This is a genomic window from Campylobacter showae (genome assembly GCF_963515975.1).
In the GTDB taxonomy this organism is placed as follows: Bacteria; Campylobacterota; Campylobacteria; order Campylobacterales; family Campylobacteraceae; genus Campylobacter_A; species Campylobacter_A showae_F.
This window is the reverse complement of record NZ_CAUPZM010000041.1, coordinates 1-10,246: the sequence shown is the minus strand read 5'-3', so window position 1 is coordinate 10,246 and position 10,246 is coordinate 1. Positions and strand designations below refer to the sequence as shown.

Annotated in this window: 10 protein-coding genes; all 10 read left to right on the top strand. The window is 49.9% G+C overall.

All coding sequences use genetic code 11. From position 1 onward, the window contains the following. The first annotated feature begins 223 nt into the window (after positions 1 to 223). The gene (locus RWM02_RS10390) at positions 224 to 1,300 is read left to right on the top strand and encodes an epoxyqueuosine reductase QueH (RefSeq protein WP_314072011.1); all 1,077 of its coding nucleotides are present in this window, start codon (positions 224 to 226) and stop codon (positions 1,298 to 1,300) included. 136 nt (positions 1,301 to 1,436) lie between these two features. Next, entirely contained in the window at positions 1,437 to 1,883 is a 447-nt protein-coding gene (gene fabZ, locus RWM02_RS10385; RefSeq protein WP_314072008.1) for a 3-hydroxyacyl-ACP dehydratase FabZ, read from the top strand. Positions 1,884 to 1,893: 10 nt separating this feature from the next. Next, positions 1,894 to 2,682: an acyl-ACP--UDP-N-acetylglucosamine O-acyltransferase gene (gene lpxA / locus RWM02_RS10380; protein ID WP_314072005.1), complete on the top strand. Its 789-nt coding sequence runs from the start codon at positions 1,894 to 1,896 to the stop codon at positions 2,680 to 2,682. Beyond that, positions 2,682 to 3,914 (top strand): ATP-dependent Clp protease ATP-binding subunit ClpX, encoded by a 1,233-nt coding sequence (gene clpX / locus RWM02_RS10375; RefSeq protein WP_314072003.1) that lies wholly within the window; start codon positions 2,682 to 2,684, stop codon positions 3,912 to 3,914. Before lpxA ends, clpX begins: the two co-directional genes overlap by 1 nt. 8 nt (positions 3,915 to 3,922) lie before the next feature. Beyond that, complete coding sequence (locus RWM02_RS10370; RefSeq protein ID WP_002947212.1) at positions 3,923 to 4,960, top strand: rod shape-determining protein; 1,038 nt, start codon at positions 3,923 to 3,925, stop codon at positions 4,958 to 4,960. Further along, entirely contained in the window at positions 4,950 to 5,705 is a 756-nt protein-coding gene (mreC, locus tag RWM02_RS10365; protein WP_122872828.1) for a rod shape-determining protein MreC, read from the top strand. Before RWM02_RS10370 ends, mreC begins: the two co-directional genes overlap by 11 nt. Further along, the gene (gene carB / locus RWM02_RS10360) at positions 5,705 to 8,998 is read left to right on the top strand and encodes a carbamoyl-phosphate synthase large subunit (protein ID WP_314072001.1); all 3,294 of its coding nucleotides are present in this window, start codon (positions 5,705 to 5,707) and stop codon (positions 8,996 to 8,998) included. The genes mreC and carB overlap by 1 nt, the downstream gene beginning before the upstream one ends. A 192-nt stretch (positions 8,999 to 9,190) precedes the next feature. Continuing rightward, positions 9,191 to 9,826, top strand: coding sequence for a GyrI-like domain-containing protein (locus RWM02_RS10355; RefSeq protein WP_314071998.1), 636 nt, complete (start codon positions 9,191 to 9,193; stop codon positions 9,824 to 9,826). 38 nt (positions 9,827 to 9,864) lie between these two features. Next, positions 9,865 to 10,056 (top strand): DpnD/PcfM family protein, encoded by a 192-nt coding sequence (locus tag RWM02_RS10350; RefSeq protein ID WP_314071995.1) that lies wholly within the window; start codon positions 9,865 to 9,867, stop codon positions 10,054 to 10,056. Between the two features lie 7 nt (positions 10,057 to 10,063). Then, the coding region (locus RWM02_RS10345; protein ID WP_314071992.1) for a DpnII family type II restriction endonuclease at positions 10,064 to 10,246 on the top strand (183 nt) is incomplete at its 3' end.

Here is a 10,246-nt window from a genome sequence, read left to right as displayed (position 1 = left end):
AATTTAGTAAAATCGGCAAAAATTATTCAAGACGAAATAGGCGTATTTTAACCAAGAGTGCGATGCGCGACCGTCGTGAATTTTAAACGAAAAAGGCGAAGTATCGCACGGCTAGACTAGGCGGCTGAAAATTTTGCGACGGGAGTTACCGTGCGGGTAATGACCGAGTGAAATTTTAAGACAACGACGTATAGCGCCGCGAGACAAGCCGTAGAAAGGTAAAATGTTAGTTCATATTTGTTGCTCCGTCGACAGCCACTATTTTCTGCAGCGCCTGCGCGCTGACCGTCCGCGCGAGCGTCTCATCGGCTATTTTTACGACCCCAACATCCACCCGTACAGCGAGTTTTTGATGAGGTTTCGCGACGTAAAAAGAAGCTGCGAAAAGCTGGGCGTCGAGCTCATCTGCGGTGAATACGAATACGAGGCATGGCTGGAGGGTGCAAAGGGCCTTGAAAACGAGCCTGAAAAGGGCAAGCGCTGTGCGTATTGCTTTGATTTTCGCGTGGGAAATTCGGCCCAAAAAGCGCGCGAACTAGGCGAAAAATCCATCACCACGACGCTGCTGATGAGTCCGAAAAAGGATTTCTTGCAACTTGAAGCCGCGCTGGATAAAGCAGCCGGCGAATACGGCCTTGAAGCCTTTGCCGTGGACTACCGCGCGGGCGGCGGCACGAACGCGCAGTTTGAGCTTGCTAAAAAAGATAAACTCTATCATCAAAACTACTGCGGCTGTATTTTCGGGCTTAGCAAGCAGCGCGAGGCGCAAAAACTGCCGCTTAGCGAGCTTATGAGCGAGATTAGCGGGCGGGTGATGCCCGGAGGCATCGAGGAGCGTCTGGAGCTTTACGAAAAGGTGCGGGAGTGCGAGGCTGCGGGCGTGCCGTTTCATCTATCGCGCAAGTATTTTCTAAACTACCGATTGCTGCGCGCCTACGTCAAATTTGACAAAGCCGCCCTACCGTCGTATTTTTTGCTCTACTCGCATTTTAAGCGCGAGAACGTCAAATTTAGCGTGAGCGAGGCGGCTCAAATTTGCGACGAGTTGCGAGACGGCGTGACGCTGCTAAATTTGGCTAAATTTAACGAACTCTCGGACGAAAATTTCGCTAGCGTAAACGAACTCTGCCGCCGGCCTATCGCGGTACCTCGCGAGCTGGAAATCCGCCGCGAGCTTTGCGGAGAATTTAGTCAAAATCCTATAATCGTACTGGATAAAATTCGCGCAGGCAGATACGAAATATATGCTAAAGACGAGCTTTATAACGATAGTCGCGAGGTTTTTGTGGCGCAAATTTGAGCCAAATTTAACGCGCTCGAGATAAAAGGCGGGCGCGAAAATTTAGCCCCTAAATTTTGCCCCGACCAAATCAATAATCTTTTTCTTAGCAAAATTTGGCTAAAATCGGCTTTAAATTTTACTCACAAGGTTTAAAGTGATCGACATCGTTGAAATCCAAAAAATACTCCCGCATAGGTATCCGTTTCTGCTCATCGACCGAGTGACCGAGTTAGAGCCCGCTAAACATATCGTCGCGTATAAAAACGTAACGATCGGCGAGCCCGTGTTTCAGGGGCACTTCCCGGGTCACCCGATATATCCGGGCGTGATGATCATCGAGGGCATGGCGCAGGCCGGCGGCGTGCTCGCTTTTAAGAGCATGAACGACGAGCATCAAGCAAACATCGAAAATAAGGTCGTTTATTTTATGAGTATCGACGGAGCGAAATTTCGCCACCCGATACGCCCAGGCGACAGGCTCGAGTACCGCCTCGAAGTGCTAAAACACAAAGGTAACATCTGGGTTCTAAAGGGCGAAGCCTACGTGGACGGCACGCTAGCGTGCGAGGCCGAGCTAAAAGCTATGATCGTAGATAAATAAGCGAGCTAAAATGAGAAATATCCATCCGCAAGCTGTCGTCGAAGACGGCGCGAAGATCGGCGAGGACGTAACGATCGAGGCCTATGCCTACGTCAGCAAAGACGCCGTGCTAGGCGACGGCGTACTCGTAAAGCAAGGCGCTAGGATCGTGGGCGACACGCATATCGGCGAGGGCGGTAAAATTTACAGCTACGCCATCGTGGGCGACATCCCGCAGGACGTGAGCTACCGCGCCGAGGAAAACACCGGCGTTCGTATCGGCAAAAACGCGACGATCCGCGAGTTTTGCACGATAAACTCGGGCACGCACAAAGGCGACGGGATCACGCGTATCGGCGATAACGCATTTATCATGGCCTACTGCCACGTAGCGCACGACTGCATCATAGGAAATAACGTCATCTTGGCAAACAACGCGACTTTAGCGGGTCACGTGGAGCTTGGCGACTACAGCGTCGTGGGCGGTATGACGCCGATACATCAGTTCGTGAGAGTCGGCGAGAGCTGCATGATCGCGGGCGCTAGCGCGCTATCTCAGGACGTCGTGCCGTTTTGCCTGGCTGAGGGCAACCGAGCCTACATTAGAAGCTTAAATTTAGTCGGTATCAGACGAAGGTTCGATAAAGATGCGGTCGAAGAGATAAACAGAGCGTATAAATTTTTATTTAGAAAAAGCGGGGATTTAAAGGCTGCGGCTAGCGAGCTTTTAGAGAGCGTAGCGAACGAGCAGGTGCGAAAAATGTGCGAATTTATCCTAAGCACCAAGCGCGGTATCCCGTTAGCAAAAGGAAGAGAATAATGGCGAGAAAATGTAATTTTTGCGGCGAGGTAGAGTCTGCCGATAGGAGGCTGCTGGCCGATATAGACGGGACTGCGTTTATATGCGAGCACTGCATCACCGCCGCTTACAAGGTGCTTTACGGCGAGGAGAGTCGCGAGCAAGAAAAAGAAGAGCGAACTAGAGCCTATCAAAATTTGACGCCAAAAGAGCTAAAGGCGGTGCTGGATAACTACGTAATCGGTCAAGATAAAGCCAAAAAAGTCTTTAGCGTCGGCGTTTATAATCACTACAAAAGAATTTTTAGAAAAGGTGAGATCGAGGATGATACGGAGATCTCAAAATCAAATATCTTGCTAGTGGGGCCTACCGGCAGCGGCAAGACGCTGATGGCACAGACGCTGGCTAAATTTCTAGACGTGCCTATCGCTATCTGCGACGCTACGAGCCTAACGGAGGCCGGCTATGTCGGCGAAGACGTGGAAAATATCCTGACTCGTCTTTTACAGGCCGCAGACGGCGACGTAAAGCGCGCCGAGCAAGGCATAGTTTTTGTCGACGAGATAGATAAGATCGCCAGGATGAGCGAAAATCGCTCGATCACGCGCGACGTGAGCGGCGAGGGCGTGCAGCAGGCGCTTTTAAAAATCATCGAGGGTAGCCTCGTAAATATCCCTCCAAAAGGCGGCAGAAAGCACCCTAATCAGGAATTTATCCAGATAGATACCTCAAATATCCTCTTTGTCTGCGGCGGCGCGTTTGACGGACTAGCCGACATCATCGAGCGCAGGATCGGTAAAAACGTGCTGGGCTTCGGTCAAGATAAACGCTCAAAAGACGATAAGGAAAATTTGTTAGACGCGCTTGAGAGCGACGATTTGGTGCATTTTGGACTAATCCCCGAGCTAATCGGCAGGCTTCACGTGGTTGCTACGCTAAATAAAATTACCGAGGACGATATGGTGCGAATTTTGACCGAGCCTAAAAACGCGATACTAAAGCAGTACCAAAAGCTTTTCGCGATAGATAGGGCAAATTTGAAATTTGACGACGAAGCTCTAAAAGAGGTCGCGAGACTAGCTATCGAGAGAAAAACGGGAGCCAGGGGACTACGAAGCATAATGGAAGAGGTGATGACCGATATAATGTACGAACTGCCGGAGCTTGCGGGCTACGACGTGGTGATCACGAAAGAGGTCGTAAACGGCAAAGAAAAGCCGATTTTCGTAAAAAACAATAAAATAAGCGCATAAGGATACAGATGATTTTAGACCAGTTAATAGGATTTTTTTCGAGCGATATGGGAATCGACCTAGGCACGGCAAATACGCTAGTTTTGGTAAAAGATAAGGGTATCATCATAAACGAGCCCTCCGTCGTCGCGGTACAACGCGAAAAATACGGCAAGCAAAAAATATTAGCCGTCGGCCACGAAGCAAAAGAGATGGTTGGTAAAACTCCCGGCGATATCGAAGCAATCCGCCCGATGAGAGACGGCGTTATCGCGGATTTTGATATGACTGAGAAGATGATCCGCTATTTCATCGAAAAAACTCACCGCAGAAAGAGCTTCCTGCGCCCTCGTATCATCATCTCCGTACCTTACGGCCTAACTCAAGTTGAGAGAAAAGCCGTACGCGAGAGTGCGCTAAGTGCCGGAGCTAGAGAGGTGTTTTTGATCGAGGAGCCGATGGCTGCGGCTATTGGGGCAAATTTACCGGTACGCGAACCGCAAGGAAACCTAGTCGTCGATATCGGCGGTGGTACGACCGAGATCGGCGTAGTATCTCTAGGCGGTCTAGTTATCAGCAAGTCTATCCGCACCGCGGGCGATAAAATCGACATGAGCATCGTAAACTACATAAAAGAAAAATACAACCTCCTAATCGGCGAGCGAGCGGGCGAGGATATCAAAATTTCCGTCGGTTCGGCGATTCAGCTACCCGAGGAGCTTAGCATTGTAGTAAAAGGTCGCGACCAGATCAGCGGCCTACTAAGCCGCGTGGAGCTAACGAGCGAGGACGTACGCGAGGCTATGCGCGAACCGCTAAAAGAGATCGCAGATGCCCTAAAAACCGTGCTTGAGATGATGCCGCCCGATCTTGCCGGAGATATCGTAGAAAACGGCATCGTGCTAACCGGAGGCGGAGCGCTGATCCGCGGACTTGATAAGTACTTAAGCGATATCGTAAAACTTCCCGTTTTCGTCGCGGACGATCCGTTGTTAGCCGTGGCTAGAGGTACCGGCAAGGCTCTTGAGGAGATTAAATTTTTACAACAACTCGTAAATGAAGAGTAAAATTTTATTCGTCGCTCTTATAGGCGCGCTGGTATTTTTTTCGCTTGATAGGGGCGCGCTCATCTCGGGATACGTCGTAAATTTAAACAACCGCATAGTCGCCGCCTACGACGACGCGGTCAAATTTGTAAAAGACGGCGTAAACGAGCACTTTAGGCAGCGCGAGGAGATAAAGCAGCTTCGCGCTCAAAACGCCGAACTGGAAAAATCGGCGGCTTTGCTTTCAAGCTTTGCAAAGGAGCTAAACGAAATTTTAGTCGATAAAAACTCGACCGCCTACGAGCCTAGAGTACAGCTCGTGCGCGCCCTTAGCTACGTAAATATAAGCGACTACGACAAGGTCTGGCTTGATAAATTTAGCGGCTACGACGAGTCTAAAATTTACGGGCTGATTTATCAAGGTAAGAGCGCGGGTATCGTCGTGAGCAAGGACGGCAACCCTATGGCCTTGCTGCAAAACGATCCAAAAAGTATATTCGCCGTCTCAATCGGCGAGGAAAAAATCCCGGGTATAGCGCACGGGAGCAAAGACGGAATAACGGTGAAATTTATCCCCCAGTGGCTTAGCCCAAAGGAGGGCGACGAGGTCGTCACGAGCGGGCTTGACGGGATATTTTTCAGCGGGATTTCAGTGGGCAAGGTTACGGGCGTGATCCAGGAGAGCCTATATAAAAGCGCGGCCGTAAAGCCATACGTAAGCATAACTATCCCCTCATATCTATACGTCGTAACAAAGGAAAAATAATGCCAAAAAGAACCGACATCAACACCGTTTTACTCATCGGCAGCGGCCCTATCGTCATCGGGCAGGCGTGCGAATTCGACTACAGCGGCACGCAAGCTGCTAAGACGCTAAAGCAGCTAGGCTACCGAGTCGTACTCATTAACTCAAACCCCGCTACCATCATGACCGATCCAGATTTCGCCGATGCAACCTACGTCGAGCCGATAACCAAAGAGAGCATCAAACGCATCATAGATAAAGAAAAGGTCGACGCCATACTGCCTACGATGGGCGGTCAGGTCGCGCTAAACGTCGCGATGCAGCTATACGAGGCGGACATGCTCGGCGGCGTCAAATTTCTAGGCGCGAACCCGCAAGCGATCAAAAAGGGCGAGGATAGGCAAGAGTTTAAAAAGGCGATGCAAAAGATCGGTATGGACTTGCCGCAAAGCCAGTACGCCTACGACATGGACGAGGCGCTAGCCGCAGCCGCAAACATCGGCTTCCCGCTCATCATCCGCGCTAGCTATACGCTTGGCGGTGCCGGTAGCGGCGTGGCGTATAATATCGACGAATTTAAAGAACTAGCTCAAACGGGCCTAGATGCCAGCCCGATACGAGAAATTTTGGTCGAGGAGAGCTTGCTAGGCTGGAAAGAGTACGAGATGGAGGTCATCCGCGACCGCAACGACAACTGTATCATCGTCTGCTCGATCGAAAATTTCGACCCAATGGGTGTGCATACGGGCGATTCCATCACGGTTGCACCGGCTCTTACGCTAACTGACAAAGAATATCAGGCGATGCGCGACGCGAGTTTTAAAATTTTACGCGAGATCGGCGTGGATACGGGCGGTAGCAACGTGCAGTTTGCTATAAATCCAAAAACCGGCCGCATGATCGTGATCGAGATGAACCCGCGCGTGAGCCGCAGCTCCGCACTTGCCTCAAAGGCCACGGGCTACCCGATCGCCAAGGTCGCGACGCTACTAGCCGTGGGCTTTAGCCTGGATGAAATCAAAAACGACATCACGGGTACGCCTGCTAGCTTTGAGCCCGTCATCGACTACATCGTGACCAAGATTCCGCGCTTTACGTTTGAGAAATTCCCGGGCGCGAACCCGTATCTAGGCACCGCGATGAAGAGCGTGGGCGAGGTGATGGCGATCGGCAGGACGTTTAAGGAAAGTATCCAAAAGGCGCTTTGCTCGATGGAAAAGGATTACTATGGATTTAACTTCATAAATTTGGAGAAAAGCGCGCTTATTTACGGACTTAGAAATGCGAACGAAAGCCGCATCTTATACGTCGCGCAGGCGTTTCGAGACGGGTTTAGCGTGGCCGAAGTGCACGAGATGAGCAAAATCGATCCGTGGTTTTTAGATCAAATTTGGCAGATAGTTAAATTTGAAGAGCGCATCGATATGGACATCCTAAACGACGAGCCGCTGCTTCGCGAAGCTAAAACGATGGGCTTTTCGGACAAGATGATCGCGCATCTGATAAATTTAAAAGACAACCTCGATCTGGGTCAAAACGATATATATTTTGCGCGCGAGAAAATGGGCATAAACCTCGAATACAACGAAGTAGATACTTGCTCGGGCGAGTTTAAGGCGCTCACGCCGTATCTTTACTCGACGACTAATATCACGAAACTGCCGCATCTTTCGTCAAATTTCGCCGAGTCAAATTTAAACGTAAATTCGGCGCAAAAAGAGAAAAAAGTGATGATCATCGGCGGCGGTCCAAACCGCATAGGCCAGGGCATAGAGTTTGACTACTGCTGCGTGCACGCCAGCTACGCGCTACGCGACATGGGCGTAAAAACCATAATGTACAACTGCAACCCAGAAACCGTCAGTACCGACTACGACACTAGCGATATTTTGTACTTTGAGCCGATCGATTTCGAGCACGTTAGAGCCGTGATCGAGCACGAAAATCCGGACGGCGTGATCGTGCATTTCGGCGGTCAGACTCCGCTAAAATTCGCCAAACGCCTAAGCATAGCGGGCGCGAAAATAATCGGCACCAGCGCGCGCACGATCGACGTCGCCGAGGATAGGAAGAAATTTAGCGAATTTATCTCTAAAATAGGCGTCAAACAGCCGAGAAACGACACCGCGACAAGCGAAAAAGAGGCGCTAGAAAAGGCCGCAGCTATCGGCTATCCGGTGCTCGTACGCCCTAGCTACGTGCTAGGCGGCCGCGCGATGAGACGAGTGCATAGCGATGAGGAGCTACGCCTATACATGAGCGAAGCGGTCAAGGTCAGCAACCACTCGCCCGTACTAATCGATAAATTTTTGCAAGACGCGGTGGAGCTTGACGTAGACGCGATCAGCGACGGTAAGGACGTCTATATCGGCGCCGTGATGCAGCATATCGAGGAGGCGGGTATACACAGCGGCGACAGCGCGTGCATACTGCCTCCGCTAAATTTGACCGCGCAGATGATCGAAAAGGTAGAAAACCAAACCCGCGACATCGCGCTAAATTTAGGCGTAGTGGGGCTTATGAATATCCAATTTGCCATCTACGAGAACGAACTTTTCATGATCGAGGTAAACCCGCGCGCCAGCCGCACCGTGCCGTTTGTTAGCAAGGCGACGGGCGTGCCGATGGCAAAGGTAGCCACGCGCGTGATGTGGCAAGGAAATTTGCGCGAGGCGCTTAAATTTTACGATAACTACGGCGCGGTTTACGAGGAGCGCGGCATACTCAAGCCTCGCGTGAAAAACCACGTCTGCGTCAAAGAAGCGGTCTTTCCGTTTAACAAACTCTCTGGCGCGGATCTAATCCTGGGGCCTGAGATGAAAAGTACGGGCGAGGTCATGGGCATATCAAGCGATTTTGCAAAGAGCTTTGCAAAAAGCCAGATCGCTGCGAGCAACTCGCTGCCGACAAGCGGGCTAGTCTTTTTGACTCTTGCCGACGCGGACAAAAAATACGCCGCAAATTTGGCGCGCGAGCTCATAAATCTCGGCTTTAAAATCATCGCCACGGGCGGAACGTATAAAATTTTAGAGGGCGCGGGCATAGAGAGCGAGTTCGTCTATAAGATTAGCGAAGGCCGCCCAAATGTCGAGGATAGGCTCAAAAACGGCGATATCGCGCTCGTCATCAACACCAGCGACAGCAAGTCAAACAGCGAGGACGGCAAGAAAATCAGGCAAAACATCATGCGATTTAAGATTCCGTATTTCACGACGATGTCGGCGGCCTTGGCGGCTGCTAAATCGCTAAAAAGCGTACAAGACGGCAGCGCGCTAGAAGTAAAAAGCTTGCAGGAGTATCTTGGCGAGAAGTGAGCGCATGCCGGCAAATTTAAACGTCAAATTTGCCTTTGCGCGCAGTTTTTGCGTTAAATAAAAGCTTAAATTTAGCTCTCTAATTTCACGGTTGGAATTTATTTAGATGAGATTAAATTTTACTTCTAGCGTTTTGGGCGATGCGAAATAGTAAAATTTCAGCTAAATTTTACCCAGCAAAAAGGAGCAAAAATGTTTGATTTTAAAAAAGAGTTTAAAGAGCTTTATGCGCCAAAGCAGACGCCGCAAATTTTAACCGTCCCGCCCGCAAATTTCGTCTGCGTTCGCGGGAAGGGCGATCCAAACGAGCCAGGCGGCGCGTATCAGCGCGCGATAGAGGTACTTTACGCCGTGAGTTACGCGCTAAAAATGAGTTACAAAATCGATTATAAAATAGATGGCTTTTTTGAGTACGTCGTGCCGCCGCTAGAAGGGTTTTGGCGGCAAAGCGGCTCGGCTTGCGGCGAGGCAGACTACGCTAGAAAGAGCGATTTTAGCTGGATTAGCGCGATTAGACTGCCCGATTTTATCACGCGAGAAAATTTCGACTGGGCGGTAGAGCAAGCCGCAAAAAAGAAAAAGATCGACTGCGGCATGGCGGAGTTTTTAAGGATAGACGAGGGCCTTTGCGCGCAAATTTTACACATAGGTAGCTTTGACGACGAGCCAGGGAGTGTTGCTAAAATAGACGAGTTTATCGCCGCAAACGGCTATGCAAAGGACTTTGGCAAGCAAAGGACGCATCATGAAATCTACCTAAGCGACCCTAGAAAAATCGACCCGCAAAAATGCAAAACGATAATTAGACTGCCGATTAGAAAAATTTAGCGGACGATTGCGATAAGTGCAAAAATAAATGGAAAATAATGAAAGAATTTGAAGTAGAGATCGTCGAAACTTCGGCGAGAAGAGTCGTTATTAAAGCAAGAAATAAAGAAGAAGCGTGTAAGATCGTCCGAGCGGCTTACGAAAACAGCGAGATCGTTTTGGGTGCGGAGGACTTCGTTTGTGTGGATTTTAAAACGACGACCTGGGGCGAGCCGAAAACTAAATTATAGGGATTTTATGGAACCGAATTTAACGAATTTTAGCGATTTCTTACGCTCGCTTAGAAAGACGAACGCGAGCCTTAGCTACTTTACCGACTTTAACAAATGCGGCGAAAATCTAAAAGCCGTTTCTATCAAACTTCATACGCTTGATTTTTTACTCGGTTCGAAAGATTTGAAAACCGATATTTTCACTCTT

Excerpts from the sequence above, each read along its gene's own strand:
- RWM02_RS10350 (WP_314071995.1), top strand. The coding sequence starts at position 9,865 with ATGAAAGAATTTGAAGTAGAGATCGTCGAAACTTCGGCGAGAAGAGTC.
- mreC (WP_122872828.1), top strand. The coding sequence starts at position 4,950 with ATGAAGAGTAAAATTTTATTCGTCGCTCTTATAGGCGCGCTGGTATTT.
- RWM02_RS10355 (WP_314071998.1), top strand. The coding sequence starts at position 9,191 with ATGTTTGATTTTAAAAAAGAGTTTAAAGAGCTTTATGCGCCAAAGCAG.
- RWM02_RS10370 (WP_002947212.1), top strand. The coding sequence starts at position 3,923 with ATGATTTTAGACCAGTTAATAGGATTTTTTTCGAGCGATATGGGAATC.
- RWM02_RS10390 (WP_314072011.1), top strand. The coding sequence starts at position 224 with ATGTTAGTTCATATTTGTTGCTCCGTCGACAGCCACTATTTTCTGCAG.
- carB (WP_314072001.1), top strand. The coding sequence starts at position 5,705 with ATGCCAAAAAGAACCGACATCAACACCGTTTTACTCATCGGCAGCGGC.
- clpX (WP_314072003.1), top strand. The coding sequence starts at position 2,682 with ATGGCGAGAAAATGTAATTTTTGCGGCGAGGTAGAGTCTGCCGATAGG.
- lpxA (WP_314072005.1), top strand. The coding sequence starts at position 1,894 with ATGAGAAATATCCATCCGCAAGCTGTCGTCGAAGACGGCGCGAAGATC.